The organism is Limnoglobus sp., from assembly GCF_059499385.1.
The window spans coordinates 1-26,417 of sequence record NZ_JCABYM010000045.1 but is presented as its reverse complement, the minus strand read 5'-3'; the positions used below and the strand labels follow the sequence as shown (position 1 = coordinate 26,417).

29 protein-coding genes are annotated in these 26,417 nt (G+C 69.3%); 22 read left to right on the top strand and 7 right to left on the bottom strand.

What is annotated here, in order from left to right; all coding sequences use genetic code 11:
* Positions 1-193: 193 nt before the first annotated feature.
* The 6 genes from AC5JJ2_RS08110 to AC5JJ2_RS08085 all read left to right on the top strand — a co-directional run bounded on the left by AC5JJ2_RS08110 (position 194) and on the right by AC5JJ2_RS08085 (position 5,414).
* Positions 194-1,813 (top strand): hypothetical protein, encoded by a 1,620-nt coding sequence (locus tag AC5JJ2_RS08110; protein WP_495857471.1) that lies wholly within the window; start codon positions 194-196, stop codon positions 1,811-1,813.
* A 63-nt stretch (positions 1,814-1,876) separates the two neighbouring features.
* A complete protein-coding gene (locus tag AC5JJ2_RS08105; RefSeq protein ID WP_495857470.1) occupies positions 1,877-2,110 on the top strand; it encodes a hypothetical protein in 234 nt (77 codons plus the stop codon).
* Entirely contained in the window at positions 2,107-2,862 is a 756-nt protein-coding gene (trmB, locus tag AC5JJ2_RS08100; protein WP_495857469.1) for a tRNA (guanine(46)-N(7))-methyltransferase TrmB, read from the top strand. The genes AC5JJ2_RS08105 and trmB overlap by 4 nt, the downstream gene beginning before the upstream one ends.
* Positions 2,863-2,929: 67 nt before the next feature.
* A complete protein-coding gene (locus AC5JJ2_RS08095; protein ID WP_495857468.1) occupies positions 2,930-3,853 on the top strand; it encodes an ABC transporter ATP-binding protein in 924 nt (307 codons plus the stop codon).
* A 3-nt stretch (positions 3,854-3,856) separates the two neighbouring features.
* The gene (locus AC5JJ2_RS08090) at positions 3,857-5,008 is read left to right on the top strand and encodes an ABC transporter permease (RefSeq protein ID WP_495857467.1); all 1,152 of its coding nucleotides are present in this window, start codon (positions 3,857-3,859) and stop codon (positions 5,006-5,008) included.
* A gap of 241 nt (positions 5,009-5,249) precedes the next feature.
* Complete coding sequence (locus AC5JJ2_RS08085; protein ID WP_495857466.1) at positions 5,250-5,414, top strand: hypothetical protein; 165 nt, start codon at positions 5,250-5,252, stop codon at positions 5,412-5,414.
* A 297-nt stretch (positions 5,415-5,711) separates the two neighbouring features.
* Here AC5JJ2_RS08085 and AC5JJ2_RS08080 read toward each other — a convergent pair whose 3' ends face one another.
* Complete coding sequence (locus tag AC5JJ2_RS08080; protein ID WP_495857465.1) at positions 5,712-6,695, bottom strand: Gfo/Idh/MocA family protein; 984 nt, start codon at positions 6,693-6,695, stop codon at positions 5,712-5,714.
* Positions 6,696-6,998: 303 nt separating this feature from the next.
* On the opposite strand from AC5JJ2_RS08080, the gene bfr reads away from it, so the two are divergent.
* On the top strand, positions 6,999-7,487 hold the full coding sequence (gene bfr / locus AC5JJ2_RS08075; protein WP_495857464.1) for a bacterioferritin: 489 nt from the start codon (positions 6,999-7,001) through the stop codon (positions 7,485-7,487).
* Here the strand turns inward: bfr and AC5JJ2_RS08070 are convergent.
* A complete protein-coding gene (locus AC5JJ2_RS08070; RefSeq protein ID WP_495857463.1) occupies positions 7,442-7,729 on the bottom strand; it encodes a (2Fe-2S)-binding protein in 288 nt (95 codons plus the stop codon). The genes bfr and AC5JJ2_RS08070 overlap by 46 nt on opposite strands.
* Before the next feature lie 234 nt (positions 7,730-7,963).
* On the opposite strand from AC5JJ2_RS08070, the gene AC5JJ2_RS08065 reads away from it, so the two are divergent.
* The 4 genes from AC5JJ2_RS08065 to AC5JJ2_RS08050 all read left to right on the top strand — a co-directional run bounded on the left by AC5JJ2_RS08065 (position 7,964) and on the right by AC5JJ2_RS08050 (position 10,998).
* The gene (locus AC5JJ2_RS08065; protein WP_495857462.1) at positions 7,964-9,895 is read left to right on the top strand and encodes a serine/threonine-protein kinase; all 1,932 of its coding nucleotides are present in this window, start codon (positions 7,964-7,966) and stop codon (positions 9,893-9,895) included.
* Positions 9,896-9,963: 68 nt separating this feature from the next.
* A complete protein-coding gene (locus AC5JJ2_RS08060; RefSeq protein ID WP_495857461.1) occupies positions 9,964-10,344 on the top strand; it encodes a hypothetical protein in 381 nt (126 codons plus the stop codon).
* A 55-nt stretch (positions 10,345-10,399) separates the two neighbouring features.
* Positions 10,400-10,681, top strand: coding sequence for a hypothetical protein (locus AC5JJ2_RS08055; protein ID WP_495857460.1), 282 nt, complete (start codon positions 10,400-10,402; stop codon positions 10,679-10,681).
* A 98-nt stretch (positions 10,682-10,779) separates the two neighbouring features.
* Complete coding sequence (locus AC5JJ2_RS08050; RefSeq protein WP_495857459.1) at positions 10,780-10,998, top strand: hypothetical protein; 219 nt, start codon at positions 10,780-10,782, stop codon at positions 10,996-10,998.
* A 6-nt stretch (positions 10,999-11,004) separates the two neighbouring features.
* Here AC5JJ2_RS08050 and rpsU read toward each other — a convergent pair whose 3' ends face one another.
* Positions 11,005-11,211: a 30S ribosomal protein S21 gene (gene rpsU, locus AC5JJ2_RS08045; protein ID WP_495857458.1), complete on the bottom strand. Its 207-nt coding sequence runs from the start codon at positions 11,209-11,211 to the stop codon at positions 11,005-11,007.
* Positions 11,212-11,362: 151 nt separating this feature from the next.
* Positions 11,363-11,560, bottom strand: a complete 198-nt coding sequence (locus AC5JJ2_RS08040) for a hypothetical protein (protein WP_495857457.1) — start codon at positions 11,558-11,560, stop codon at positions 11,363-11,365.
* Between the two features lie 154 nt (positions 11,561-11,714).
* Here AC5JJ2_RS08040 and AC5JJ2_RS08035 point away from each other — a divergent pair, with 154 nt between their 5' ends.
* The 6 genes from AC5JJ2_RS08035 to AC5JJ2_RS08010 all read left to right on the top strand — a co-directional run bounded on the left by AC5JJ2_RS08035 (position 11,715) and on the right by AC5JJ2_RS08010 (position 18,581).
* A complete protein-coding gene (locus AC5JJ2_RS08035) occupies positions 11,715-12,617 on the top strand; it encodes an acyl-CoA desaturase (protein ID WP_495857456.1) in 903 nt (300 codons plus the stop codon).
* A gap of 104 nt (positions 12,618-12,721) precedes the next feature.
* Positions 12,722-12,952 carry a DUF2171 domain-containing protein gene (locus tag AC5JJ2_RS08030; RefSeq protein ID WP_495857455.1) on the top strand — a complete coding sequence of 77 codons (231 nt, stop codon included), beginning with the start codon at positions 12,722-12,724 and terminating at the stop codon, positions 12,950-12,952.
* Between the two features lie 218 nt (positions 12,953-13,170).
* On the top strand, positions 13,171-13,410 hold the full coding sequence (locus tag AC5JJ2_RS08025) for a DUF2171 domain-containing protein (RefSeq protein ID WP_495857454.1): 240 nt from the start codon (positions 13,171-13,173) through the stop codon (positions 13,408-13,410).
* A gap of 193 nt (positions 13,411-13,603) precedes the next feature.
* Positions 13,604-16,279 carry a hypothetical protein gene (locus AC5JJ2_RS08020; RefSeq protein WP_495857453.1) on the top strand — a complete coding sequence of 892 codons (2,676 nt, stop codon included), beginning with the start codon at positions 13,604-13,606 and terminating at the stop codon, positions 16,277-16,279.
* Between the two features lie 209 nt (positions 16,280-16,488).
* A complete protein-coding gene (locus tag AC5JJ2_RS08015) occupies positions 16,489-17,292 on the top strand; it encodes a polysaccharide biosynthesis/export family protein (protein WP_495857452.1) in 804 nt (267 codons plus the stop codon).
* 71 nt (positions 17,293-17,363) lie between these two features.
* Positions 17,364-18,581, top strand: a complete 1,218-nt coding sequence (locus AC5JJ2_RS08010) for an AsmA family protein (RefSeq protein WP_495857451.1) — start codon at positions 17,364-17,366, stop codon at positions 18,579-18,581.
* 3 nt (positions 18,582-18,584) lie between these two features.
* Here AC5JJ2_RS08010 and AC5JJ2_RS08005 read toward each other — a convergent pair whose 3' ends face one another.
* Positions 18,585-19,112, bottom strand: a complete 528-nt coding sequence (locus tag AC5JJ2_RS08005) for a discoidin domain-containing protein (RefSeq protein WP_495857450.1) — start codon at positions 19,110-19,112, stop codon at positions 18,585-18,587.
* A gap of 239 nt (positions 19,113-19,351) precedes the next feature.
* Between AC5JJ2_RS08005 and AC5JJ2_RS08000 the strand changes: the two genes are divergently transcribed.
* The 5 genes from AC5JJ2_RS08000 to AC5JJ2_RS07980 all read left to right on the top strand — a co-directional run bounded on the left by AC5JJ2_RS08000 (position 19,352) and on the right by AC5JJ2_RS07980 (position 24,385).
* Positions 19,352-20,449 (top strand): DUF1559 domain-containing protein, encoded by a 1,098-nt coding sequence (locus AC5JJ2_RS08000; protein ID WP_495857449.1) that lies wholly within the window; start codon positions 19,352-19,354, stop codon positions 20,447-20,449.
* Positions 20,450-20,537: 88 nt separating this feature from the next.
* Positions 20,538-20,957, top strand: coding sequence for a hypothetical protein (locus AC5JJ2_RS07995; protein ID WP_495857448.1), 420 nt, complete (start codon positions 20,538-20,540; stop codon positions 20,955-20,957).
* A 2-nt stretch (positions 20,958-20,959) separates the two neighbouring features.
* The gene (locus tag AC5JJ2_RS07990; RefSeq protein WP_495857447.1) at positions 20,960-22,012 is read left to right on the top strand and encodes a tetratricopeptide repeat protein; all 1,053 of its coding nucleotides are present in this window, start codon (positions 20,960-20,962) and stop codon (positions 22,010-22,012) included.
* On the top strand, positions 22,009-23,694 hold the full coding sequence (locus AC5JJ2_RS07985) for a CRTAC1 family protein (protein ID WP_495857446.1): 1,686 nt from the start codon (positions 22,009-22,011) through the stop codon (positions 23,692-23,694). Before AC5JJ2_RS07990 ends, AC5JJ2_RS07985 begins: the two co-directional genes overlap by 4 nt.
* Before the next feature lie 127 nt (positions 23,695-23,821).
* Positions 23,822-24,385, top strand: coding sequence for a hypothetical protein (locus AC5JJ2_RS07980; RefSeq protein ID WP_495857445.1), 564 nt, complete (start codon positions 23,822-23,824; stop codon positions 24,383-24,385).
* 192 nt (positions 24,386-24,577) lie between these two features.
* On the opposite strand, the gene AC5JJ2_RS07975 is transcribed toward AC5JJ2_RS07980, so the two are convergent.
* Positions 24,578-25,924, bottom strand: a complete 1,347-nt coding sequence (locus AC5JJ2_RS07975; protein ID WP_495857444.1) for a DUF1552 domain-containing protein — start codon at positions 25,922-25,924, stop codon at positions 24,578-24,580.
* The coding region (locus AC5JJ2_RS07970; RefSeq protein WP_495857443.1) for a DUF1585 domain-containing protein at positions 25,921-26,417 on the bottom strand (497 nt) is incomplete at its 5' end. The genes AC5JJ2_RS07970 and AC5JJ2_RS07975, both read right to left, overlap by 4 nt.

Genomic DNA, 26,417 nt, shown 5'->3' with positions numbered 1-26,417 from the left:
GTGTGCCGTCTCCTGTCGGTCGCAGCGACTCGGACGAACTCCCCGCGGCACTAAGGAGACGGCACACGGAGTGTGCCTACTACTATTTGGGCTTTACCCAAACTTCCCCGGTGTGGTACTCCGTTCCCGCGTGAAATGGGCAAATTCTGCCCGTTTCGAGAATCTACCCCGGTTGGGCCGGAAGGGTTTCGCCATGACGCGGCGAATGAGGTTCGGGCTGATCCTGACGTTCGCGTGGCTCGCCGCGGTAGCGGGCGGGCAGCCGCCGCTCGACGACCCGACGCCCGCGCCGGCCGGCGAGGTCGTGCCCGCCCAGCACCTGGAACCGCCCGTGCGGCCCGGCCGCGGGGCCTGGAACGGCCAGCTCACGTCGCAGACCGGCCCCGCCCCCGCCCCGACGCCGGTGGAGGCGCGGCCGGTTCAAAGTCTCCCGCCGCAGCCGCCGACGCCGACGGTGTCCCTGACCGTGCTGATCCCCCGCGACCACCCGCCGGGGCAGGACATCCCCTGCACGATCCAAGCGAGCAACCGGTCCGGCGGCGACGCGCACCGGGTCGCGGTCCGCCTCGCCGAGACGGACGGGGCGACGCTCGTTTCCGCCGACCCGAAGCCGGACGGGCAGAACGCCTGGACCTTCAAGACGCTGAAGGCGAACGAGACGCAGAAGATCGAGCTGAAGCTCCGGCCGACCGCGAACGCGACGAGCGTGTCGGTGAAGGCGTTCGTCAGCTTCGAGCACGGCCAGACGGTGAAGACGACGCTGAGCGAGCCGAAACTGCAGGTGAAGACGGAGGTTCCGAAGCAGCACCCGGCCGACGAGCCGATCCCGGTCCGGGTGACGATCAAGAATAACGGCCGCGTCGCGATCACCCAGGCGAAGCTGACGCAGACGATCAACGACGGGTTCGAGTTCCACAAGGACATCGCCGGCGGCGAGGCGACGAAGCAACCGAACCAGCGGCTCTGGACCGTCGGCACGGTGATGCCCGGCGAGACGAAGACGCTGCAATACCTCGTGACGGCGACGAAGGGCCGGGCGCTCCAGGTGCTGTCCGTGGTTGACGCGGATGGCAAGGTGCAGTCGAACGACACTGCCGAGGGCCGCGCCCTCGACGCCGGGCTGCGGGTGCGGCTGACGGGCGACGCGAAGACGACGGCCGACACGCCGGCCGTGTACGAGGCGACGGTGACGAACACCGGGACGATGCCGCTCGCGAACGTGCGGGTGTCCGGGACCGTCCCGGAGGACTGCCGGCTGACGAAGATGACCCGCGGCGGCAAGGAGTACCAGGGGCAGGTCGTGTGGACGCTCCCGAAGCTGGCCCCCGGCGAGAGCCAGGCCGTGCGGTGGGGCGTCCAGGCGGCGAACGGCGGGCGGAAGCAGGTCCGGGCGGCGGCCGTCGCCGGCCGCGGCGTCGAGGACACGGCCAAGGCGGAGACCGTCTTCCAGGGCGCGGCCGTGCTGCACTGGGAGTCGGGCTTCGACCGCGACACGGTGGCGCTCGACCAGCAGGGCGTGTTCACCGTCCGCGTCCGCAACACCGGCAGCGAGCCGGCGACGAACGTGCGGCTGACGGTCGATCTGCCGAAGGGCCTGGTGGCGCTGGTGCAGGCCAGCCCCGGCTACAAGAAAACCGGCGAGCAGGTGGCGTTCGAGGTCCGCACGATCGCGGCCGGGAAGGCCGAGACGTTCACGATCACGTTCAAGGGCGAGGAGCGGGGGCAGGCGTACTTCACGGCGAAGCTGTCCGCCGACGCCCTCGGCGACCGCCCGCTCGGGGCGGAGAAGTACGTGGATGTCGTGCGGCGGTGAATGGTTGTTCAAGCTGAGGCGGTCGGGTATAGTTCTGGAAGGGGAAACATCCAGGAGTTGCGCATGACCGCGGAGAACTTCGACGGCGTGATTAACATGCTCTGTGCCCGCACGCCTTTCGAGCTTTTCACGATCGAAATGAACGGCGGCGATCGGTTCGAGATCGACCACCCACGGGCCATCATCAACAAGGAGGGCACCGCGGTATTCATCGGTCCCGGACGAAAATACATCTGGTTTGACCACGAGAGCGTCAACAAGATCATCGAGGGGCGCGTCGAAATCCCACAGCCATGAGTGACCAACCCGTCGAGCGCGAGTTCGGCGTGCCGTTCCCCGGCACGGTGCTGCCGCCGGACAAGTGGGCGCAAACCGCCCTCAAGGCCATGCCCGCGGAGGGGCGGCTCGATTGGAAGCGGCTGTTCGGCCGCGAGGCCCCCGTCGTCCTCGACCTCGGCTGCGGCAACGGCCGGTCCACCATCCTCAGCGCCGTCACCCGCCCGACGCACGACCACCTCGGCACGGACATCCTCCCCGTCGTCATCCGGTACGCCCGCAAGCGGGGCAACCAGCGCGGCCTGACGAACCTCCGGTTCGCCGTCCTCGGCGCGCACGAGCTGCTCGAACGGTACGTCGAACCGGGCGGCGTGGCCGAAATTCACGCCTACCACCCGCAGCCGTACTACGACCCGGCCCAGGTCCACCGCCGGCTCATCACGCCGACGTTCCTGGCGCTCGTGCATCGCTGCCTCGTGCCCGGCGGGCTGTTCGTCGTCCAGACGGACAACCCCGGCTACGCGAAGTACCTGCGGGAGGTCGTGCCGGTGTTCTTCGACTTCCACGAGCGGATCGGCCGGTGGCCGGACGCGCCGAAGGGCCGCACCCGGCGGGAAATCCTCGCGATGAAGAAGAAGCTGCCGGTCTTCCGCGGCTCCGGCACGGCGAAGCCGAACCTCACGGAAGAGGACGCGATCCGGCTGGCGGAGTCGCTGCCGCCGCCGACGTTCGACGCCGACCGCCGGCTCCGCGACCTCGACCGGCTGGCGTGAGCAGTTCCCCTTCACAGGTCCGAACCCACCGGGTATAGCTCCGGGTCCAACCCGAGGACTTCGGACCATGCCGCCGGTGGCCCTGCACCTGGAGAACGTCCGCGCCTGCTTCGCGGCCGTCACCGCCGTGGACGGGCTGACGCTCGCCGTCCGCCGCGGCGAGATCGTCGGCCTCATCGGCCCGAACGGGTCCGGCAAGAGCACGACGCTGGCGCTCGCCGCCGGCCTGCTCGACCCCACGTCGGGAACCGTGGAAGTCGAAGGCGTCGGCCGGGCCGCGGACCCGCTCCGGTTCGCCCGGCAGGTCGGGTTCGTGCCGCAGGAAACCGCCCTCTACGACGAGTTCACCGCCGTCCAGAACTTGGAGTTCTTCGGCCGGCTGTACGGCCTCCGCGGGTTCGACCTGGACGCCCGCATGTGCCGGGCGCTGGTCCGGGCGCGGCTGACCGACCGGTCGCACGACCGCGTCCGCACGTTCTCCGGCGGCATGAAGCAACGCCTCAGCATCGCCGTCGCCCTGCTGCACGACCCGGCGGTCCTATTGCTCGACGAGCCGACGGCCGCCCTCGACCCGGCCAGCCGCGACGAACTGTTCGCGGACCTGCACAAGCTCCGCGACGACGGCCACGCCGTCCTGCTGACGACGCACCACCTGGACGAGGCCGAGCACGGGTGCGACCGGCTGGCGATGTTGGAGAAGGGGAAGCTCGTCGCCGTCGGGACGCCCGGCGAACTGATGCGGGCGAAGCCGAACGGCCGGACGACGCTGTACGGCCACCTCCGCGGGGCGCTGCCGAAGTTCGTCGAGCGGCGGATCCGGCAGCGGCTGGACGCGGGGATCGAGTTGGAAGTCGTCAGCCGCCGGGTGCGGCTGTCGGCGTGGACGGCCGACGACCTCGGCCGGGCGCTGGCCGTCGTCCTCAGTGAGGGGGCCAGCCTCGACACGTTCCGCACGTCCGGCGGGCGGTTGGAAACCAGCAAGGCGGCGTGACGCATGGCACGATTGGCGTTGATCTTCACCCTGGCGGGCAAGGACTGGCGGCTGTTCTGGGCCGACGGCCGGGCGGCCGTGCTCTGCTTCCTCGTCCCCATCATCCTCGCGTCCGCGTTCGGCATGATCTTCGACCGCCCGAGCCGGCCCGACGCGCAGGTGAAGCTGCCGCTGCTCGTCGCCGTCGAGGGCGACTCGCCGTTCCTCCGGGCGCTCCTGGACGACGTGGCGGCGAGTCCGCGGATGGAAGTCGAGGTCGTGTCGGTCGCCGAAATCGAAGGCCGGTTGCAGGACCGACGGCCGGGCGTCGCCGTCGTCGTCCCGGCGGACATCGACGACCTGACGACCCGGCCGCGGCTGCGCATCTACCACCACCCGTTGTCTTCGATGGAGGCGCAGTGGGCCGAGGGGGTGATGACGGAACTGATCCTCAAGCGGCTCGCCGCGGAGAAGCTCGGCCCGATGGTCGGCGCGCTGGCGACACAGCCGCCGTTCGAGACGCACGCCGTCGCGGTCGCCGGGCCGCAGGCGAAGTTCAACGCGTACTCGCACAGCTTCTGCGGGATGACGCTCCAGTACCTGCTGTTCTGGGGCATGGAGAGCGGGCTGCTCCTGCTCCGCGAGCGGCAGCGGGGCGTCTGGCTACGGGTGCGGACCGCGCCGGTCCCGTTCTCGGCCGTCCTCCTCGGGAAGGCGCTCGCGACGGCCGCGATCGCGCTGCTACAGGTCCTCGTCACGTTCGGGTTCGGCTACGTCGCGTTCGGCGTGACGGTCGGCTCGTTCGGTGCGTTCCTGCTCGTGGCGTTCCTCGTCAGTTCGCTGTCCGCGGCGCTCGGCCTGCTCGTCGCGGCCGTCGGCGGGACGGAAACGCGGGCGCGGAGCGTGAGCATCCTGGCCATCCTCGGCATCTCGATGCTCGGCGGGCTGTGGCTGCCGACGTTCCTGCTGCCGGGTTGGCTGCGGGACGTGGCGCTGTCGCTGCCGACGACGTGGGCGATGCGGGCGCTCGACGCGACGACGTGGCAGGGCCGCGACTTCCTCGCCACGCTGCCGAGCCTCGCGGCGGTGGCGGGGTTCACGCTGCTGTTCCTGCTCGTGGCGTTCCGGTGCTTCTTCGCGAACGAGCGGCGGTCCCGCGGCGGGGCGACGGCCTGAGTTGCCCTTCCTCGTTCCGCCCGGGTGCGGTAACCTCCGCCGGCCGCGGACGGAAACCCGCGGCAGCGGAGAAGCACGGATGCGAACGCAGAAGATCGTCGCCGGGTTCCTGATCGTGGCGGCCGGGCTGGCCTGGGTGGTGTCGCTGCCGCGGCCCACGGAGGCCGGGTGAAGTCCGGGGATTCCGTGCGAATCCCCGACGTTCGGCGGTCCGCCGATCTACACGCCCTACCAGCCGCCGGTGACGTACCGGCAACCCCCGCGGCCGCAGCCCGCGCCGCAACCGCGGCCGGAGGCTGCGAAGCCGAAGCCGCGCGCCGTCGAGTTCGCACCGCCCGACGCGCTCGGGGTGGTGCTCGACGTGGACGTTCCCGACCCCGACGCGCTGGGGATCGAATTGAAATGATCTGACGGCGGCGAGCGGTCTCGGCTTTTAGCCGCGGAGCGGCGGCAGTCGTTAGCCAGGGGTGTCAACCCCTGGAACAGTCCCCCGAAAACAACAAGCCCCGGAGGGGCGGCAGAGCGCTCTGCCGCCCCTCCGGGGCTTGGGCGTTGGGTTGGTTCGTCCAGGGGTTGCGCTGCGCTCCACCCCTGGCTAACGACTGCCGCCGCTCCGCGGCTGAAAACCGGCCGTGACGACAAATCTTGTAACCCGGCGGAGCGTCTGTCTTGTAACCCGGCGGAACGTCGGTGATCCAACAGCTTACAACTTCACCACGCTCTTGTTCTTGATCGACTCCTCGGCCGCCTCGATCATCTTCTGGGCCGTCACCGCGTCCGCTAGCGTGCTCAGCGGCCGGCCGCCGAGCCGCAGGCAGTCCACCAGGAAGTGCCGGACCTCGTTCATCACGCTCCCCTGGTAGGCCGTGTACGTCTGGCTGTGGACGAGGCCCGGCTTGATCTCGACGTGGTCCCGGTAGCTGTACCGGGTGCTGCCGGCCGTGCCGATCACCTTCACCATCACCGTCCACGGGTCGGCCGCGTGGTCGTCGGCCGCGAAGCTCGCGCAGAAGTGCGCCAGCGCCCCGTTCGCCAGCCGCATCTGCACCATCGCGATGTCCTCCTCCGGGTACTCGCTGTAGTGCAGCGTCGCCTTCATCGCGCACAACTCGACCGGCTTCCCGACGAGGTAGAGCAGGATGTACGAGTGGTGCGTCAGAATCTGCCGGACGACGCCGGGGTACCGCTTGGCGACCTCCTCCGGGTGGTGGATGTTGTACATCACGTAGGCGGACACGATCTTGCCGAGGTCGCCGCCGTCCACCAGCTCCTTCGTCCGCTGCATGGACGCCTCGTAGACGTAGTTGTGCCCCGGCAGGCAGACGAGGTCCTTCGCGGCCGCGAGCCGGGCCATCGTCTCGATCTCCGCGACCGACTGGCCGACCGGCTTCTCGACGAGGACGTGCTTGCCGGCCTTCAGCGCCGCCTCCGTGTACTCCAGGTGCGTCTCCAGGTTCGTCAGCACGAACACGGCGTCGATGGCCGGGTCCGCGAGCAGCGCCTCGACCGTCGGGTAGTTCTTGCACCCGAACTGCGTGGCCCGCTGGTTGGCCCGCTCCTGGTTGCGGTTCCACAGCCCGTACAGCGCCGCCCCCGGCGTCCGCTGCACGGCGCGGGCGTGCAGGATCGAGATGTCGCCCGCGCCGATGAATCCGACGCCGATGGTGTCCTTCGTGAGCTTCGCCATGAGGTGCGTTCCGGAGGGAGGGTGTGCCCGCGTTGTACGGCCGCCGAAAACACCGGCAAGCCGCGGGGCGAACCGCAGCCCGGCCGCTAAGAACGCGGCCGCAGTGGTTTATGCCTTTGTTCCCTCCCCCCTTGGGGGGGAGGGTTAGGGAGGGGGGTGAGCTTCCCGCCTCGGACGCGATTCTTACTGGGGGTGGGTAGGCTACCCCCCTCCCTAACCCTCCCACCCAAGGGGGGAGGGAATAAGACAACCTCGGCCAAGTGCATAAACTGTTCCCACCATCCCCCTCCGGAGTCCGCGTCCATGCAAGGCAAGACGGAAGTGATCGACGCCCTGAACGCCGCCCTCACGATCGAGCTGACGGCCATCAACCAGTACTTCTGCCAGTCCAAGATGTGCAAGAACTGGGGCCTCATGAAGCTCGCCGCCAAGCACTGGGAAGAGTCGATGGGGGAGATGAAGCACGCCGACAAGATCATCGAGCGGGTGCTGTTCCTCGACGGCGTGCCGGAGATCGCCCGGTACGACGTGATCCGCGTCGGCACGACCGTCAAGGAGCAGTTCGAGAACGACCTGAAGCTCGAGACGAGCGGCGTCGCCGCCTACAACGACCTGGTGGACCTGTGCATCAAGGTGAAGGACAACGGCACGCACAAGCTCGCGCTCGAAATCCTACACGACTCGGAAGAGCACGTGGATTGGCTGGAGACCCAGCTTAACCTCATCAACATGGTCGGCCTGGAGCGCTACTTGGCCGAGCACATGCTCGGCGACGACGAGGACGGCGAGTAAACCGTCAAGTACTGCTTGAGCTGCTTGTGGCAACAGGTGCAGCCGTCGCCGGCCCCGGTTGCCACTTTAAGTTCCTGGATCGTCGTCAGCCCGATGGTGCGGATCGCGGTGACGACGACGTGTTCCGTCACCTTCAAGCAGCGGCACACCAACCGGTCGCCGCAGCTGCCGACGGACGGGCAGGTCCGGCACTCGCCGCCGCAAGGGGTACTCGTTTCGACCGTGGATTCGAGTGCAGTCATTGCGGGAAAAGGCTCGAAGGCGGGCTGGTGAGATTGAATCTCAATAACATCCTACACGTTCCCGGTGTCGTGTCAACATGACCGGCCGGAAAATCGCACCAGTAGCCTGCGGAATCGTTTTATCCTGACGGGTCGATTTTTTCCCTTTCCCCTGAAAATTCGGCCCGGCCCGTTGACTCGGACGCTGAGACGGGTTAGCGTGCTTTTGAACAGCGTTCTTCCCGCGAGGTCGGCATGGCCGAGCCACGCTACTGTGCCCGCTGCCTCCAACCGGTCCCCGACCACACGCCGGGCGGCACGTGCCCGACGTGCGGGGGCGAGTTGCGGCCGACGGCCGAGACGCCGCGGGCGCAGGACACGCCGCCGAACCGCGACGGCGAGTTCGCCGTCGGCGCGGCCGACCCGAACCTGACGGCCACGCACGTCGCGTCCACGATCCGCCAGGAAACGCCGGCCAAGCCCCGCGGGTTCCTCGTCCCGCGGATCCCGAACTACACCGACTTCGAGCTGATCGGCCAGGGCGGCATGGGCGTGGTGTTCCGCGCGATCCAGCGGCCGACCGACCGCGCCGTCGCCGTGAAGGTCATGCTGAGCTTCTCCCAGGACGGGCCGATGCGGGACCGATTCCTGAACGAGGTCCGGGCGCTGGCGAAGATCAAGCACGCCGGCATCGTGCCGATCTACGAGGCCGGCGAGTGCCCGCTCGGGCCGTACTTCGCGATGGAGCTGGTGAACGGCACGACGCTGGCCGAGCGGATGCGGAAGGGGCCGGTGGACCCGAAGGAGGCGGCCCGGATCGTCGCGGCGGCGGCGGAGAGCGTCCACGCCGCCCACCAGGCGGGGATCATCCACCGCGACCTGAAGCCGTCGAACATCCTGATCGACCGCGACGGGACGGTGAAGGTGACGGACTTCGGGCTGGCGAAGCACGCCGACGGCGTCGACCTGACGGAGTCCGGCATGGTCGTCGGGACGCCGACGTACATGGCCCCGGAGCAGGCCGAGGGCGACCCGGCGAAGGTGACGAAGTTGGCGGACGTGTACTGCCTGGGCAGCACGCTGTACCACCTGGCGACCGGCCAGGCCCCGCACCGCCGGGCCACCCCGCGGGACACGCTGCGGGAGAAGGTGCTCGACCCGACGCCGCACCCGCGGAAGGTGCGGCCGGAGCTGTGTCCGGTGCTGGAAGCGATCATCGAGAAGAGCATGGCCCGCGACCCGGCCGCCCGGTACGAGTCGGTAGCGGCGCTGGCGGCCGACCTGCGGAACTGGGCGAGCGACGGGGAGACGGTCGCGAAGCCGCTGACCCGCGGCCGGCGGGCGGTCCGGTTCCTGCGGCGGCACCGGGCGGCCGTCGTGCTGGCGGTCCTCCTCCCGCTCCTGGCGGGCTGGGCGGCCCTCGCCCGGCGGAACGCCGACCCGAAGCACCAGCTCGATTGGGACGTGGAGTACCTTCCGCAAGTCGTAATCGTACCCGAGAAGGGAGACCCCCGGCATTCCGAATGGCTGCTCGGCGATTCACAACTGACGGAAGCCGTCTCGGGCCAGGGGGCGTGCGGGTTTCAGACGCAATCGTTGAGCTTACTCCAACTGCTCGAGGACCCGAAGACGACCCGCTTCCGCCTCTCGGCCGAGCTGCGGCACTGCGCCCGCGGGACCGGGGTTAACTACGGGGTCGGCCTGTTCCTCGGGTACGGGCCGCTCGAGCGGGCGGACGGCGTTCCGGCCAAGCACTGGCTGGAGTTCAAGTTCAGCGACTTCCACCACCCCGGCCAGGAAGGGCGGTCGTCGCACGGGCTGCGGTACTACGACCACTGGCAGTTCGACTTCGCGGACAAGCGGTCGCACAAGCCGGCCCTGCTGCCGGTCGGCCCGTTGTTGTTCGACCCCGCCAACGACTCGGCCAAGAAGAACCTGTGGCGGAAACTCGTGCTGGACGTGCGGGAAGACGGCGTCCGCGTCACCTTCTCGTTCCCCGTGTCCGACGGGATGAAGTCGCTCTCGACGGTCCTGACGAAGGAAGACATCGAGCGGCAGATGATTGCATCCGGCCCGGCGGACAACGTCGTCCCGCGGCCGTGGACCCCGCGGCGACCGCTCGGCGTGATGGCCAACGACTCCACGGTGGCGTTCCGGAACGTCGTCTTCGAGCCGGTCAAGGAGTAAAACACGCGGGGCAGTTCCAGGCCCCAGAATTGCGAACGTGCAACCCATTCATCCGAGCCGAGGTGCCCATGCCGAACGACGCAACGAACGAACCGGCCGACAGCAAGGCCGCGGGCGGGAAAGGCCCGATTAAGGGCGACCCGCCCGAGGTCCTGGACCCGCCGTCCCCGGCCACCCGCGGGACGAGTTTCGAGGTGTCCGGCACGTACGGCGCGGACGTGGCGTGTACGGTGAAGCTCTACTACGACGGCGCGCTGAAATACACGGGCAACGGGAACGTTTTCGGCGGGTGGTTCGAGGTCCCGTTCGTCGGCGTCATGACCTCGGAAGTCGATCCGGTCACCGGCGGGTTGAAGAAGTATTCGATCACGGCAACGGCCGGGGGGGCGACCAGTGCCAAGGTGTTAGACCTTTCCGTCATTGGTCAGATTCCGAACGGAGACGGCTGACCGGTTTCCCGCGCAGGAGCGGCATTACCCACACACCCGAAAGGCAACACCCGTCATGCCCCGTCGCTCAGTCACATGGTCCGGCACGTTGGCGCACGTGTTCAACCCCCGGCCCCAGGACCTCCCCCGCGTCGTGTTCCAACTGATCCGGATTCACCCGAACCCCGACAGCGTCGTCCTGCAAACGCACTCCGTGGACACGCACCAGGGGCTGGTCAGTTGGCGGGTGACGTTCCGGAGGCTCACGCCGCGGACGCGGTACATGATTTTGGTGAAGATTTACCACGACGACGTTCTGGTGAGCGACGACCTCACCAAAATCGTGGTAACGACCTGACGGCCGGCGGCCCCTGGTAAAGCGTTCTGCCCGAATGATCGACCGGCGGTTGAGAATTCTCGTACACTATCCCCACGCCCACTGGAGGACTCCCGGACATGGCGCAGAAACCGGACGCGGGCAAGCAGGTCCAGGCGTTGTTGCAGCAAGGCTGGGTCTGGCGGGATGCGTTCTCGGACGTGCTCGTCCACCCGGCCGACCACACGCTGGCCGTCAAATACGACCGGGCCGGCAACGTCCTGCGGATGTCGCCGGCCCTGGTGGAGGCCGTGGCCCTGGTCATCCCGTCCCCGCCCGGCAAGAAGCGGCACCGCTGACGCGGCTCAGAACGGCTTCGCCTTCTTCTCCGGCCGCCCCAGGGCGGCCTTCCGGATCACGTTCGCGCGGTTCCGCTTCTTGCGGCTCCGCTCCTCGCACGGCTTCTCGTAGTACTCGTGCGCCCGCAGTTCCTTCTTCATCCCGCTCCGCTCGATCAGCTTCTTGAACCGCCGCATCGCCGCGGCGATCGGCTCCCGGTCGTGAACCCGCATTCGCAATCCCATACTTTCTCCTGTCGGGGGGTGTGAACCTTGCATGATATAGAATAAATTCGCCCTCAGGAAGCCCCCCGCGCGAATTCCGGCCGGCACGGATCGGACCGGCGGCGCGGGTGCTGAGTTCCGCCGCCTCAAGGCGGCCGGGTCAAAGCGGCGGCCACTGGGCGTCGATCCCTTCCTTCTCGATCTTCTTCACCTCGTCCACGGTCACGGAAAACTGCTTGGCCACGTCCGCGCGGGACTGCGGGACGCTCGCCCCGGCGTCCTGCGCGTCGAGCAGCGCGTGGAAGATCGCCTGCCGTTGCTCGAGCGTCGCGGCGGGGGTGGGAGCGTTCTCGGCCATTTCGTGCCTCGACGGGGGGTCCGCGGATAATCCGACAGGTCAACTGTATGGAATCCCGCGCGATTCAGCGGTTCGGCCGGGCGGAATTGCCGCCGCGGGGTAGAATGTGGCTCGCACCTCCCCGCCACGACTCCCTTAACCAGGTTCGGCCTTCATGGATGTCCTTCCCTCGGATGATGCGGCCGCGGCCGCACCACGCCCCGCGTGGTACCGCGCGCTCCGGATCGCGGTCTCGCTCGGCCCGCTGATCCTCGTCCACCTGGCGCTGGTCGCCCTCGCGTTCGTCCCGGTCACGGTCGTGGGGGTCGTGCTGCTCGTCGTCATGACGCGAATCAGCGGCCTGGGGATCACCGTCGGGTTCCACCGGTACTTCTCGCACCACGCGTTCAAGACGCCGCGGTGGTTCCAGTTCCTGCTCGCGGCGGCCGGGTGCACGGCGCTGCAGAAGGGGCCGCTCTGGTGGGTGATCCACCACCGGGCGCACCACCGGCACGCGGACACGCCGGCGGACGTACACTCCCCGGTCGTGGACGGGTTCTGGTACGGGCACGTCGGGTGGCTGTTCGCCCGCGACCTGATGCGGCCGGACCATGCCGGCGTGAAGGACCTGACCCGCTACCCGGAACTCGTCTGGCTGGACCGGCTGTGGATGGTCCCCGGCCTCCTGGCGGCGGCCGCGTGCTACCTGGTCGGCGGCTGGGGCGGGCTCGTCTGGGGGTACGTGCTGAGCACGGTGCTGATCTTCCAGATCACGTTCGCGGTGAACTCGGTCGGCCACCGGTGGGGGCCGCGGCGGTTCGCGACCGGGGAGGGGAGCCGGAACAACTGGCTGCTCGGCTACCTGGCGATGGGCGACGGGTGGCACAACAACCACCACCGCGCCCCGGCGTCCGCCCGGCACGGGTTCGCGTGGTACGAACTCGACGTGAGTTACCAGTTCATCAAGCTGCTCCGCCGGTGCGGGCTGGCGTGGGACATCCGGCAGCCGCCGGCGGCCGTGCTCGCGGAGGCCCGGACGACCGTGCCCGCAGGGCCGGCGGGCCGGGCGGTCGGGTGACGGCCGCGGGTAGTGTGAATTCGTACATTTGCACGCCCGTCCCCGGTACGCCGGTTGCTCGTTCGCCGGGGCGACCCCTTCGACGAACCACCCTGGAGAACTCGATGCAGCAGGTGTGTACCCGCATCACCGCGGGCATGGCCGTGTTTTGTGCGTGCGGCTCGCCGTTGGGCCGCGTGGACCACGTGGACGGCGACATGATCCTCCTGGCGAGGGCGGCCGCCGGGAAGCGGCGGTGGGTCCCGTTGTGGTGGGTCGCGAGCGTCGAGAACCGGGTTTACCTGTTCGTGAAGGCGGAGCAGGCCCGCGACGAGTGGCAGCAAGAAGCCGAGTGAGTGAGCGGAACGTCGGTTCGCACGGGCGGGCAGCTGGTTGCGTGTCGGCCCGCTCATAGGGGTCATTTCTCCCACGTTCGTCCGGGCGTGTCCGGCCGGTACGCCACTTGCTACTTTTCTCCCGTCGGCAACAACCGCCACGACCGCGTGGCGTTCGACGGGCCGCATGGCCCGATAGATTCGGACCCGGTTAACCCGTCTCGCGTGGAGGTAATGCCATGCTGACAGACACGACGACGATCGCGGAAGGGATGGACGTGTTCTGCACCTGCGGGACGCGCATCGGCAAGGTGGACCACGTCGAGGGCGACAGGGTCAAGCTGGCCAAGAACGACACCATCTCCGGCGGCAAGCACCACTGGGTTCCGCTCGACTGGGTGGACCGGGTGGACAACCGCGTTCACCTGAACGTGGACGCGGGAGAGGCCCGCGACGGGTGGCACGAGGACGCCCCCTGACCCCGCACCGTTCCGGGCGGTCCTACCGGATGTAACGCCTTCGACGGCCGGACCGCTCGGAATACTCGCACGGGTGGGGTCGAACGACCCCGCCCCTCGTCGGCAACTTTCGGCACACGACTCCCCGCGAGTAAGTGATGCGAAAGTTGCCGATGAGTTTTTCAGGCCACATTTTTTGCTGTCGGGGTTTCCCATGACGCGCTCCCTGCTCGTTGCCGCCGGATGGCTTTGTCTGGCGCTCACGGCCTCCGCGCAGCCGAAGGCCGAACCTTCGACCGCGTCGGCCACGATCACGCTCAAGGACGTGGACGTGGGCGAGTTGCTCGCGAAGGCGAACGTCAACCTCGGGTACAAGGTCGGCGGCAAAGTGACAGTAAAGGCCAGCCTGACGGTCGAACTCGGCGACGCCACGAGCGCGAAGGCGTACACGATCCGCGGCAGCGTCACGTCGGCCGAACTCGCGCTCGAAGGGATGCGGGTCCGCGACCTGTCCGCCGACGTGGTGTATGTGGACGGGAAGCTGACGCTCACCGGGCTGCGGGCCACGCTGCCGCCGGACGCGGGCGGGACGCCGGGCGAAATCCGCGGCACGGCCACGGCCGCCGTCGAGCCGCGGGGCGACCTCGTCGCGACCCTCGACCTGGCGGCCGTGCCGCTCGGCGAGCTGTTCAAGGCGCTCCCCGGCGGGCTGCCGGTGGCCGGCGCGGTCACCGGCAAGGCGCAGTTCCGCAGCCCGCTCGACGACGTGAGTGACCCGGCGAAGTGGGTCGCGTCCGCGGACCTGTCGGCCGGGCAACTGATACTCTTCGACCGAACCGTTAGCGATCCGAAGGTGAAACTCGCGGTCGCCGACGGCCGGGCGAAGCTGACCGACGTGTCGGCCGCCGTCGAGGGCGTGCCGCTGACCGCCGACGCGACGCTGGCGCTCGCGGGCAAGTTCCCGTTCACCGCGACCGTCCGCACGCAACCGCGGGAGGTCGGCGAACTCCAGAAGCTCGTCCCGGAACTCGAAATCGGCGTCCCGGTCCGCGGGAAGCTCGCCAGCGACTCGACGATCACCGGCACCCTCGTCCCGTTCTCCGTCGCCGCGTCCGGCAGCGTGTCCGCGACCGAGTTGACGGCCGCCGACATCCCCGGCGGCAAGCTGTCGGCGAAGTGGGCGGTGAAGCCGGAACGCATTACCGTCACCGACCTGTCGGCCGAAATCTTCCGCGGCAAGCTCGCCGGCTCCGTGGACGTGCCGCGGCGGGCGGACCAGGCCGGCGACATCAAGCTGACGTTCGCGGACATCGACTCCGGGGCCGTCGGCAAGGCGTTCCCGAAAATCCCCGTCCGCCTCACCGGGCAGGTGTCCGGGACGGTAGCCGGCACGATCCCGGTGGCGAAGCCGAACCAGGACCGGGCCGTCGCCGCCGACGTGACGGTGACCGCGGACCGGCTCACCGTGCAGGGTATCCCGGCCGAGAAGCTGACCGGCAAGGTGTCGCTCGAAGGCACGGCCGTGAAGTACGACCTCGAAGGGAAGGCGCTCGGCGGGTCGTTCGAGGTCAACGGCCGCTACCCGGAGGCGAAGAAGGAGGAGCCGGAGGGGAAGGGGATGCTGTCCCTCCGCCGGATCGACCTGGCGCGGCTCGTCGAGGCGCTGCAACTCAAGGGCGTGCCGCTGAAGGGGCGGCTCGACCTGTTCTTCGAGTTCTCTCCGGACCTGCAGGACGGCAGCGGCCGGTACACGTTCCGCGGCCTCGGCTGGGGCCGCAGCCGGTTCATCCCGGAATTGGGCGGCCGCATCCGGCTCCGCAACGGCTCGTTCGAGCTGGTCGATTCCGTCGGCCCGGTGGCCGGCGGCACGGTCCGCGCACGAGTTCGGGCGAGTCTCGAAGACCCGGCCCGTAACTTCTTCCGGTTCGATGTGGAGCGGGCCGACCTCGGCCGGTTGCTCCAGGTGTTCACCGACCGGCCCGATCTGATCGAGGGCGGCGCGTCGCTGATCGTTCGGGGCCGGCTGTACCCGGAGTTCCGAGCCACCGGGTCGTTCGGCCTGACGCGCGGGAAGGTGGCCGGGCTGACGGCGACCGACGTGCGCGTCCCGTTCACGGTCACGGTGCGGGCCGGCGGCGGGCAGGTCACCGTCCGCGACGCGACCGGCACGATCGGCAACGGCCGGGTCACGGCCCACCTCGAATCCTCGTGGGGCGCGAGCGGCCGGCTGACCGGGCAGGTGAAGTTCACGAACGTGCAGGTCGGGAACGTCCTGGCCGACCTGCGGCAGTCGAACTACTTCGGCAGCGCCCGCGTGACCGGCCGGATCGACCTCGGCGGCGAGGGCGTCCGCACGTCCGACGACGTGACGGCGCGGGTCGTCATGGCGATCGCCCAGGCCGGCGTCCGCGAGCTGCCGGTGCTGAACACGATCTCGCCGTTCGTCCCGCCGACGGCCGTGCTGAAACCGTTCGACACCGGCGAACTCCGCGGCCGCTTGGCCCGCGGCGTGTTCCGGCTGGAGCGGCTGACGCTGGCGAACCCGACGAGCGACCTGTACGCGGACGGCACGATCGGCTTGAACGGGCGGCTCGACCTGGCGGTCATCGTCCGGACCGGGCAGATCGGGTTCAACGACGCCGCGTTGCAGCGGGTCGGGTTGGACGTGGCGACGATCCTCACGCCGCTCCCGGTGCGGGTGATCCGGGCGGCCAGCGACCTGCTGTCGAACCGCACGGTCCGGCTGACCGTGACCGGCACGGTTGACGCGCCGCACCCGCGGGTGAACGCCGCGGCGCTCCTGACGGAGGAAGCGATCCGCTACCTGCTGCGGCAGTCCGTGCTCGGCACGACCGTCCCGCTGCCGCAAGTGTCGCCGCGGACGCGGTGACCCGACTTCCGAAGTCCGGCTTCGACTTCGGAAGTCGATGGGTCGGTGGGGCGGTTGCCGACCCCGCGAACGCACCCGCGGCGTTCGACTTCCGAAGTCGAAACCGGACTTCGGAAGTCGGGCGGTTGCCGACACTCCCGACAAATTGGGCAAAACTCCGCCGACCCGCTTCGCCGATAAACTCGGCAAGTTGTCCGCGGAGGTCGGCCATGCGTCGCGTCGCTCTCGTCGTTGGGTTCGCACTCTTGTCGCTCGCGCAAGCCGGGTGCAGCACGTTCGGCCTGTCCCCGCCCACGCATCGACTCGTGCAAGAAGCGGAAACCTTCCGCGACACGAACGTCCCGCCGCCGGCACTGCCGCGAGAGCTGGCGAAGGTTCCACTGGCCGAGTACCTCGTCGAACCCGGCGACGTGCTGCTCGTGCAGACCGTGGACATCGACTCCCCCGTCCGCATCCCGGCCGACCAGACGATCCTTCCCGACGGGTCCATCGAACTCGGCGACTACGGCCGGCCCATCGTCGTCGGCAAGACGACGGCGGCCATCGAGGGCGAGATCCGCACGCTGGTGAAGGCGAAGGAGAAGAAGGACGTGGCGATCACCGTCCGCCTCATCGGCCGGCAGAGCAAGGTCTACTACGTCCTCGGCGAGGTGAACTCGCCCGGCTCGTACCCGCTCGCCGGGCGGGAGACGGTGCTGGACGGCATCATGGCCGCCGGCGGGCTGACCCGGCAGGCGCAGGAGCGGAAGGTCATCCTCGTCCGCCCGACCGAGCCGAGCGGCTGCCGCGAGGTGCTGCCGGTCTGTTACCCACAGATCGTGCAGCTCGGCGACACGAGCACGAACTATCAACTCCGCCCCGGCGACCGCATCTACGTACCGAGTCAACGGGTGCTGGAGACGCTGTTCCCGAGCCGCGGCAAGACGACCGCCCCGTGCTGCAAGGTCCACGCGTCGTGTTACCCGAGCGCGGCCGGGGCCTGTGTGACACCGGCGATCCCGAACGTGCCGTGACCCGCCCTACAAAGAACGATACCGGCACGTTGGTTGCACCACGGACGGTCGCGATTCCTTCGGGGCCGACCATGAAACGAACGCGAAAAATCTTGCTCTGGGTCCTGGGCGTAAGCGTCGTCCTCGTCGGAGGGGCATGGCTGGGGGTCACGAGCTACGTCAACAGTTCCTACGGCCGCCAGGCGGCGGGCGAACAACTGACCGCCCTCGTCGGCTTGCCGGTACAGGTCCAGAGCCTGAGCGTCGGGGCGGCGACCACGTCCGTCGCGTTCAGTGTCGCCGACGGCGATTCGAAGTCGCCGGCCGCCGAGTCGCCACCCCTGCTCAAAGTCGGCACGCTCGAAACCGACGTGTCGCTGATGGACCTGATCGCCGGCCGCGTCTCCCCGACGACGGTGACGGCGAAGGACGTGGACGTGCTGCTGCGGCTCGACGCCGAGAACCGCCTGCTCTCGACCGTCCCGAAGGCGTCCGACGCCGGCGGCGGCACGGCGGCCGTCCCCGTCATTCATTTGACCAACCTCCGCGTCCGCATCCAACAACCCGGCCACCCGGACTTCGACCTCCCGAACATTAGCGGCGACATCCGCCCGGACGGGGACGGCTACGCCGTCACGGGTCAAACCGACGGCTCGCCGTGGGGCAAGTGGGCGATCACCGGCCGCCTCGCGCCGAAAACGGGGCAGGCGACCATCACCCTCACGGCGGACGACGCCCCGCTGAACGCGGACTTGCTCCGGAGCATCCCGGCCGTGCCGCCGGACACGTGGGACCACCTCGACCCGTCCGGCCGCACGGCCGCGACCGTGACGCTCACCCGCCGCCCCGGCGTGGGGGTGGATTACAACGTCGAGCTGCGGCCCGCCGGCGGGGCGACCCTCCGCTTCCCGGACGCGGACGCCACCGTGACGAACGTGGCCGGCCGCGTCGGCGTCGCCGCCGGGAAGGTGAAGATCGACGACGGCCGGGTCACGCTCGCCGACGGAACGGTGACGGTCAACGGCGTGTACGATTTCGAGAAGCCGGACCGGGTGTTCGCGACGAAGCTCGGCGCGAAGGGGGTCGATGTCCGCAAGCTCCCGCCGAGTTGGGGCCTGCCGGACAAGATCGAGGGGAAGCTCCGCGGCACGGCCGACCTGCAACTGCACGTCACGCCGGACGGGAAGCTCGACCCCCGCGGCAGCGGTACGGGGGAAATCGTCGGCGCGAAGTTCGCCGGGCTGGACGCGGAGATTCAGTTGAAGCTCAACGCCCGCGAGGGCCGCTACCGGTTCGAGACGGCGAAGTGACGGCTACTCCACCTCGATCTCGCCGATCGCCACGTCGTCGTCCGGGTTCTTGTCCCCCTCGTCGCCGAGGGCCGTAAACTTCACGGCCCGCACCTTCGCCACCGGCTTCTTAAACGTGAAGTCGAAGTCCTTGTGCTCGCCGATGCCGTCGTTCTCCTCCGTCGCGAGCACCTTGCCGGCGGCGTCGAGCAGCTCCAGCTTGCCGGCCAGGAACGAGTAGTTCTTCGCCCACGGCTCCTCCCGGTTGCCGTGGACCGTCACGCGGCCGACCTCGACATCCCGCGGGAAGGTCACCTGCACCCACGGCTTCGTCTTCTTCGCGACCGTGTCGCCCTTCTCACTGAACCACGACTTCTTCAGGTTGCCGTCGATCAGGTACTCCGGCGGCCACCCCGGCCAGTAAGAACTGGCCGTCACCTTCAGTTTCGTCTGGAACTCCTTGACGAGGGCGTTGGTGTTGGCCTTCTTCTTGTCCTCGGCGGCGGCGGTCAGGCCGAGGAGGAGCAAAAAAGCGGTCGCGGCGTGGTACACGGGTGAATCCTCCGGGCGGCAGGGGCGTATTCAAGATAAGCGAGCCGCGGCGGGAGTAGGTCACGGGGGTGTAACGGCCGGCCTTGCGACTTTCCTTTTGTTTTCACTTGTTCGGTCGGGAAGGTCGTGATACTGTCGGGGGGGTTGTCGGCGGCGACCGTCTTCCCCGAACTCATCTTCCCTGATCGCGGCCCGCCCCAAACCGTTCGGATTCTTCTTCCATCCTCCCGAGGTGCCCGATGAAATCGTTCCCTCTCCCGCCGACGGGTCGAAAGGCGTTCACGCTGATCGAGCTGTTGGTCGTGATCGCGATTATCGCGATCCTGATCGGCCTGCTGCTGCCGGCCGTCCAGAAGGTCCGCGAGGCGGCCGCCCGCGCCAAGTGCCAGAACAACCTGAAGCAGCTCGGCATCGCGTGCCACGCCTACCACGACACGAACGGGTTCCTGCCGCCCGGCGGCGTGCAGGACGTGCCGCCGGTCGGCAACGGCGGCGGCGGGTGGGGCAGCGGGTGGACGGTGTTCGTCCTGCCGTACATCGAGCAGCAGAACCTGTTCCAGCGGTTCTCGTTCTCGATCACCCCGCCGGCGACGGCCAGCTCGTCCGGGTGGGGCGGGAGCGGGTCGGCCGGGTCGCCGAACGCGGCCGCGGCCAGCGGCGTCATCATCCCGCCGTTCATCTGCGCCTCGTCCCCGATCGGCGACCGCGCCCGCAGCAACCCGACCGGGACGCTGTCCGGCAGCTTCGTCGCCGCCAACCACTACGTCGGCATCTCCGGGGCCGTCCTGCCCAGCGGCGTCCACCCGACGTACACCGAGACCCGGATCGCGACCGGGACGAACACCCCCGGCTGCTGCTCCGGCGGCATCTCCGGCGGCAGCGGCATCCTCCGGCCGGGCATCCCGAACTTGAAGCTCGTGGGCATCACGGACGGGACGAGCAACACGATGATGATTAGCGAGCAGAACGACTTTCTCGTCGCCGGGAACGCGAAGGTGGACTGGTCCGCCGGGCGGCAGCACGGGTGGATCATCGGCTGGAACCGGACCACGACCCCGCCGTCGAGCAACGGCGGCGACCACCGGACGTTCCAGATGACGACCGTGCGGTACGAGATCAACCGCAAGACCGGGTGGCCGGCCACCCCCGGCGACTGCGGCAACCTCGGCGTGTGCGACAACGTCGGCACGAACATCCCGCTCAACTCCGCCCACACCGGCGGGGTGAACGCGGCCATGGGCGACGGGTCCGTCCGGTTCGTCCGCGACAGCCTGCCGTTCGTCCAGCTCGCCCTGTACGCCATCCGCGACGACGGCCAGACGATTTCCGATAACTAAGCCGTGCGGATCGAACCCGGACGCCCGGTCGCCGCGCGGCCGGGCGTTTTCGTCCCCCAATCCCTTCCCTCCGAACCCAGGAGCGCCCGTGCGCACCACCCTCTGCCTCACCCTCGGCCTCGCCGCCCTCGCCCTCGCCGGGTGCGACGGCAACAAGCGGGCCCCCGACGCGAAGCGGGCCAAGGTCAGCGGCACGATCAAGGTCGATGGCAAGCCGGTCCAGTCCGGCCGGATCGTTTTCGACCTGCAGAACGGCCAGGCCCCGGCCTCGATCTCCATCCTCGACGGCAAGTACGACGACATGGCCCCGATCGGCAAGTGCAAGGTCATGATTACCTCGACGAAGAAGACGACCATGCGGGAGATGACCAAGATGGACGGCCCCGGCCACGACGAGGTGATGGAGATCAACCTGCTGCCGGACCGGTACAACACGAAGAGCGAGATCACCAAGGAGGTCACCGAGGCCGGGCCGAACACGTTCGACTTCGACCTCCAATCGAAGTAGCCGTGCCCCGGACGTTCCGCTCTCGCGTCCTCCTCCTCGCGGCCGCGGGGCTGATCGGCGGGCTGGGGTACTGGGCGGTCGCCGCCCGCCAGCACGCCGGCCGGCTCGCGGCCGCCCGCGTCGCCGCCGCCGACCGCGACTTCCCCCGCGCGCGCCGCCTCCTGGACGAGTACCTGACGGCCGACCCCGCCGACGCGGACGCGCTGTTGCTCGCCGCCCGGACGGCCCGGCGGGCCGACGACCCGGCCGCGGCCGAGCGGCTCCTCGACCGCTACCTCGCGGCCGGCGGGGAGAAGGAAGAGGCGAAGCTGGAGCGGATGTTCCGCCGCAACCAGGAGGGGGACACGACCGGCGCGGCCGGGGCGCTGAAGTTGTGCGTCGAGCAGCCGGACCACCCGAGCGTGCCGCTGATGATCGAGGCCGTCACGCGGGGCTACGTGGCGCGGCAGCCCGACATGGCCGTCCGCGCCGCGGACGTGTGGCTTCAACGGCAACTCCCGCCGGCCGACCTCGGCTACGCCTTGTTCCTCCGCGGCCAGGCCCGCGAGCGGTTGGGGCAGGGGGCGGAGGCCGCGGCCGACTACCGGCAATCGCTCGACGCGAACCCGACCGACGCGGCGTGCCGGTTCCGCCTCGCGGACGTCACGAGCCGCGACGACCCTACGGGGGCGATAGAACATTTCGAGAAGCTGCTGGCGGACGGGTACGAGCCGTTCGCCGTGCGGCTCGGCATCGCCCGGTGTCGGCGGCAGCTCGGCGAACTCGACCGCGCCGCCGACGGGCTGAACGCCCTCATCCGGGAGCGGCCGGACGACGTGCCGACGCTGACGGAGTTGGGCAAGTTGCATCTCGACCTAAAGGAGCCGGCGGAAGCGGAGAAGCACCTGCGGCGGGCGCTCGAGCTTTCCCCGAAGGCCCGCGACGCGAACGTGCAACTGGCCCGCTGCCTCCGCGACCTCGGCCGGGAGGCGGAAGCCCGCGAGCAGTTGGCGAAGGTCCAGCGGATCGACGACGACCTCCTCGGCCCCATCCGGTCCATCGGGAAGAAGCCGTGACGCGCGTGCGGGTGCTGTTCGCCGTGCTCGCCCTCGCCGCCGTCGGCGTCGCGGCCGCGCTCCTGTTGAACCGCGGGGCCGAGCCACCTTCACCGCCCCCGCCGCAGGAGGCGGACGGACCGCCGATCTTTGAAGACGTGACGGCCCGCACCGGGATCGCGTTCGCGTACCGCAACGGCGAGGAGGCGAACCTTTCGACGATCCTCGAATCCCTCGGCGGCGGCGTCGCCGCGTTCGACTACGACGCGGACGGCAAGGTCGATCTCTACTTCCCCGGCGGCGGGTCGCTCGACGGCAAGCAAGTCCGCGGCCGGCGGGGCAAGCTGTACCGCAACCTCGGCGGGTGGAACTTCCAGGACGTGTCGGCCGGAGTCGGCCTCGACGCCGCGCCGGCCTTCTACTCACACGGCGTCGCCGTCGCCGACATCGACCGCGACGGCTTCCCGGACCTGCTCGTGACCGGGTGGGACCGGACGGTTCTTTTCCGCAACGACGGCGGCCGAAAGTTCGTGGACGTGACGGCGAAGGCCGGGTTGACCGACGCGCGGTGGGCCACGAGCGCCGCGTTCGGCGACCTGGACGGCGACGGGCTCCCGGACCTGTACGTCTGTTACTACGTCGATTGGTCGTTCGCGAACGACCCGGCGTGCGGCGACGTGTGCCCGCCGCAACGGTTCGGGCCGCTCAAGCACCGGCTGTACCGCAACGCCGGGGACGGCACGTTCCAGGACAAGGGCGACCAGCTGCGGCCCGACGGCAAGGGCCTCGGCGTGCTGATCGCGGACGTGACCGGCGACGGCCGGCCGGACGTTTACGTCGCGAACGACGCGGGCGACAACTTCCTGTACGCGAACCGCGGACTCTTCCGGTTCGAGGAGGTCGGCCGAATCGCCGGCGTCGCGACCGACGACAACGGCCTCTACAACGGCAGCATGGGCGTGGACGCGGCCGACTACGACGGGTCCGGCCGGCCGGCCCTGTTCGTCACGAACTTCCAGAGCGAGGTCCACGCCCTCTACCGGAACATCGACGGCGACCGGTTCCAGCACTACGCGCAGGCGGCCGGCCTCGGGCGGATCGGCCGGTCGTTCGTCGGGTTCGGGACGGCGTTCGCCGACTTCGACCGCGACGGGTGGGAGGATTTAGTCATCGCCAACGGGCACGTCCTGCGGCGGCCGTCCGGCTCGGCGTACCGCCAGCGGCCGGTGTTCCTGCGGAACGAGGAACACGACGGCCGCCGCCAGTTCCGCGAGGTCCCCGGCCGGGGCGGGCCGTACTTCCGCGGCGGGCACGTCGGCCGCGGGCTGGCCGTCGCCGACCTGGACGACGACGGCCGGCCGGACGTGGTGGTGAGCCACCAGAACGATCCCGTCGTCGTGCTGCGGAACGTCGCCGGCGACGACCGGCACTGGCTGCGGCTGAAGCTCGAGGGCAAGGGCCGCCGCGACGTGGTCGGTACGAAGCTCGCGCTCGAGGCCGGCGGGCGGACGCTGACGCGGTTCGTCAAGGGCGGCGGGAGTTACCTGTCGGCGAACGACCCGCGGATCGACTTCGGCCTCGGCGACGCGGCCCGCGTCGGCCGGCTGACGGTGACGTGGGCCGGCGGGGCGGTGCAACGGATCGACGGCCTGACCGCGGACCGCGAGTACACGGTCCGGGAGGGCGAGGGGCCGACCCCCTGACCGCCGCGGCCCGGTCTGTCGCATCGAATTTCCCCTTCCCACACGTCCGGCGGCGGCCCGGCCGCGTAGACTCTCAGTGGCCGCGAGGGTCCGCGGCCGCACTTCACCCGCAAACGGAGTTCGACACATGACGCGGTTCCGCCTCCTCCCAATGATCGCCCTCGCCCTCGCCGCCGGCGCGGTCCGGGCCGAGACGATCGACAACCCGGAGTACAAGAGCTGGTCCGCCCACAAGGCCGGCACGACCGTCACCATGAAGACGGTCAGCGAGTTCGACAAGATGACCAGCGAGATCACCACCACGAACAAGCTCGTCGAGGTCGGCAAGGACAAGCTCGTGCTGGAAACGGAGGTCGTCTCCAAGGTCATGGGCATGGAGTTCAAGCAGCCGGCGACGAAGCGGGACGTGCCGAAGACGATCGACATCCCGAAGGCCGATCCGGGCAAGGCCCCGAAGGCCGAGAAGCCGGAGAAGCCGGAGGGCACGACCGAGGAGGGGACGGAGACGCTGAAGATCGGCGCGACGGAGGTGAAGACGAAGTGGTTCAAGGCGAAGGTGAAGACGCCGGCCGGCGAGGCCGAGAGCCAGACGTGGATGTCCGACGACGTGCCGGGCGGGTTGGTGAAGGTCGTCTCGAAGGTCGGCGACACGAAGACGACGATCGAGGTGACGGAGTTCAAGAAGCCGTAACGGTCGTCCGTCACCGTCCGGCCCCCCTGGGACCGCGGGCGTCCCGCCCGCTTCACTCCCAGCCGCGTAAGACTGGCCCCCGAAGCCGGGAAGGTGGGCGGGCGGGACGCCCGCGGTCCCAGGGGAAGCGGTCCCAGGGGAAAAGGAAGAAGCCCGGCCGAGCGGCCGGGCTTCTTGCGTTTCACGTACCGCTCAGATCGACAGCACGCCGGTGCTGTCGCCGAACCGCGTCGCCGGCGCGCCCATCCGCTCGAAGATCGCCAGGTAGAGGTTCATGAGCGGCGTCTCCCGCGGGGCCTTGACGTGGCGGCCGCCGGTGACGCTGCCGCCGCCCTTGCCGATGAGCAGGATCGGCAGCTCGTCGTGGTTGTGCCGGTCGCCGTCGCCGATGCCGCTGCCGTACACCATGAGCGTGTTGTCGAGCAGCGACGTGCCGTTCGATTCCTTGATCTTCGCCATCTTGTCGAGCATGTACGCCAACTGCTCGACGTGGTGCGTGTTGATCTTCTTGAGCTTCGCCATCTTCTCGGCGCTGCGGCCGTGGTGCGACAGGTCGTGGTGGCCTTCCGCGACGCCCATCGACTTGTACGACCGGTTGCTCCCGTCGTTGGCGAACGGCAGCGTCGCCACCCGCGTCAGGTCGGTCTGGAACGCCAGCACCATCAGGTCGCACATCAGCCGGACGTGGTCCTTGAACTCGGCGGGGTTGGCCGGGATGGTCAGGTCCGGCTTCGCCACCGGCTTCCGCTCGGCGTTCAGCTTCTTCATCAGGTCGATGCGTTCTTCGACCTCGCGGACGGCCGACAGGTACTCGTCCAGCTTCCGCTGGTCCCCCTTGCCGAGCGTCTTCGCCAAAGACTTCGCGTCGTCCGTCACGAAATCCAGGACGGACTTGTTGTACAGGTCCCGCTTCGCGCGGGCGGCCGCGAGCTCCTTCGGGTCGTTGCCGCCGAAGAGGCGGTCGAACACGGCCTTCGGGTCGGTCTCCTTCGCGTTCGGTGTCGCCTCGCTCCGCCACGACAGGTTCGACGAGTAGGCGCAGCTGTACCCGGAGTCGCAGTTCCCGGCCTGTTGGCCCCGCTCGATGCCGAGTTCCAAAGACGGGAACCGGGTGTGGTCGCCGATCACGTTCGCGATGTGCTGGTCGGCCGACATCCCGATGCGGATGTCCGCCCCGTGCGTCTTGCGGGGTTGCCGGCCGGTGAGGAACGCGGACATCGCCCGCGCGTGGTCACCGGGGCCGTCGCCGTTGGCGCGGGCCTTGTCCAGGGTCATGTTCGAGAAGACGTTCAACGAGTCCTTGAACGGCGTCAGCGCCCGGAGGATTTCCGGCAGCTCGCCGAGCTTGCCCTCGTCCTTCGGGAACCAGTCGTTGACGATCACGCCGTTCGGCACGTACACGAACGCGGCCCGGCGGGGCGGGGTGACGGCCGCGGCCACGGCCGGGGCGGCGGCGCGGGCCGCCGACTCCAGCCACGGCAGCGCGATGGCGGTCCCCAAACCCCTGAGCATGGTTCGGCGAGAGATCGGTTTCATCATTCGCTCCGTTTGCCGCGACGCTTCTGGAACGCGTCGGTTTCCACGATGGCCAGCACGAGCGCCGAGAACTTGTCGTCCCCGGCCTTCAGCTTCTTCACGAGGTCGTCGAGCACGCAGCGGTCGTAATACTCTAGCCCACGGCCGAGGCTGTACGTCAGCAGTTTCTCGGAAAGACAGCGGCGGAACAGGTCGGCCTTCGACAGCAGAACTTTGCGCAGCTCCGCGGGGCCGTTAAACTTCGCGCCGTCCGGCAGCACGCCGGTGGCGTCCACCTTCTGGCCCTCGTCCTGGTCCCGCCACTTCCCGATGCCGTCGAAGTTTTCGAGGCCGAACCCGAGCGGGTCGAGCTTGGCGTGGCAGCCGGCGCAACTCGGGTTCGCCCGGTGCTGCTCCATCCGCTGCCGGAGCGTCCCCTTGAGGACCGTCTTCTCCAACTCCGGCACGTCCGGGGCGGCCGGCGGGGCGGTCAGGCCGAGGATGTTCTCGTACACCC

Bases quoted from the DNA above. Each gene is read 5' to 3' on its own strand.
- AC5JJ2_RS08110 (WP_495857471.1), top strand. From the start codon at position 194: ATGACGCGGCGAATGAGGTTCGGGCTGATCCTGACGTTCGCGTGGCTC.
- AC5JJ2_RS08105 (WP_495857470.1), top strand. From the start codon at position 1,877: ATGACCGCGGAGAACTTCGACGGCGTGATTAACATGCTCTGTGCCCGC.
- trmB (WP_495857469.1), top strand. From the start codon at position 2,107: ATGAGTGACCAACCCGTCGAGCGCGAGTTCGGCGTGCCGTTCCCCGGC.
- AC5JJ2_RS08095 (WP_495857468.1), top strand. From the start codon at position 2,930: ATGCCGCCGGTGGCCCTGCACCTGGAGAACGTCCGCGCCTGCTTCGCG.
- AC5JJ2_RS08090 (WP_495857467.1), top strand. From the start codon at position 3,857: ATGGCACGATTGGCGTTGATCTTCACCCTGGCGGGCAAGGACTGGCGG.
- AC5JJ2_RS08080 (WP_495857465.1), bottom strand. From the start codon at position 6,695: ATGGCGAAGCTCACGAAGGACACCATCGGCGTCGGATTCATCGGCGCG.
- bfr (WP_495857464.1), top strand. From the start codon at position 6,999: ATGCAAGGCAAGACGGAAGTGATCGACGCCCTGAACGCCGCCCTCACG.
- AC5JJ2_RS08070 (WP_495857463.1), bottom strand. From the start codon at position 7,729: ATGACTGCACTCGAATCCACGGTCGAAACGAGTACCCCTTGCGGCGGC.
- AC5JJ2_RS08065 (WP_495857462.1), top strand. From the start codon at position 7,964: ATGGCCGAGCCACGCTACTGTGCCCGCTGCCTCCAACCGGTCCCCGAC.
- AC5JJ2_RS08060 (WP_495857461.1), top strand. From the start codon at position 9,964: ATGCCGAACGACGCAACGAACGAACCGGCCGACAGCAAGGCCGCGGGC.
- AC5JJ2_RS08055 (WP_495857460.1), top strand. From the start codon at position 10,400: ATGCCCCGTCGCTCAGTCACATGGTCCGGCACGTTGGCGCACGTGTTC.
- AC5JJ2_RS08050 (WP_495857459.1), top strand. From the start codon at position 10,780: ATGGCGCAGAAACCGGACGCGGGCAAGCAGGTCCAGGCGTTGTTGCAG.
- rpsU (WP_495857458.1), bottom strand. From the start codon at position 11,211: ATGCGGGTTCACGACCGGGAGCCGATCGCCGCGGCGATGCGGCGGTTC.
- AC5JJ2_RS08040 (WP_495857457.1), bottom strand. From the start codon at position 11,560: ATGGCCGAGAACGCTCCCACCCCCGCCGCGACGCTCGAGCAACGGCAG.
- AC5JJ2_RS08035 (WP_495857456.1), top strand. From the start codon at position 11,715: ATGGATGTCCTTCCCTCGGATGATGCGGCCGCGGCCGCACCACGCCCC.
- AC5JJ2_RS08030 (WP_495857455.1), top strand. From the start codon at position 12,722: ATGCAGCAGGTGTGTACCCGCATCACCGCGGGCATGGCCGTGTTTTGT.
- AC5JJ2_RS08025 (WP_495857454.1), top strand. From the start codon at position 13,171: ATGCTGACAGACACGACGACGATCGCGGAAGGGATGGACGTGTTCTGC.
- AC5JJ2_RS08020 (WP_495857453.1), top strand. From the start codon at position 13,604: ATGACGCGCTCCCTGCTCGTTGCCGCCGGATGGCTTTGTCTGGCGCTC.
- AC5JJ2_RS08015 (WP_495857452.1), top strand. From the start codon at position 16,489: ATGCGTCGCGTCGCTCTCGTCGTTGGGTTCGCACTCTTGTCGCTCGCG.
- AC5JJ2_RS08010 (WP_495857451.1), top strand. From the start codon at position 17,364: ATGAAACGAACGCGAAAAATCTTGCTCTGGGTCCTGGGCGTAAGCGTC.
- AC5JJ2_RS08000 (WP_495857449.1), top strand. From the start codon at position 19,352: ATGAAATCGTTCCCTCTCCCGCCGACGGGTCGAAAGGCGTTCACGCTG.
- AC5JJ2_RS07980 (WP_495857445.1), top strand. From the start codon at position 23,822: ATGACGCGGTTCCGCCTCCTCCCAATGATCGCCCTCGCCCTCGCCGCC.
- AC5JJ2_RS07975 (WP_495857444.1), bottom strand. From the start codon at position 25,924: ATGATGAAACCGATCTCTCGCCGAACCATGCTCAGGGGTTTGGGGACC.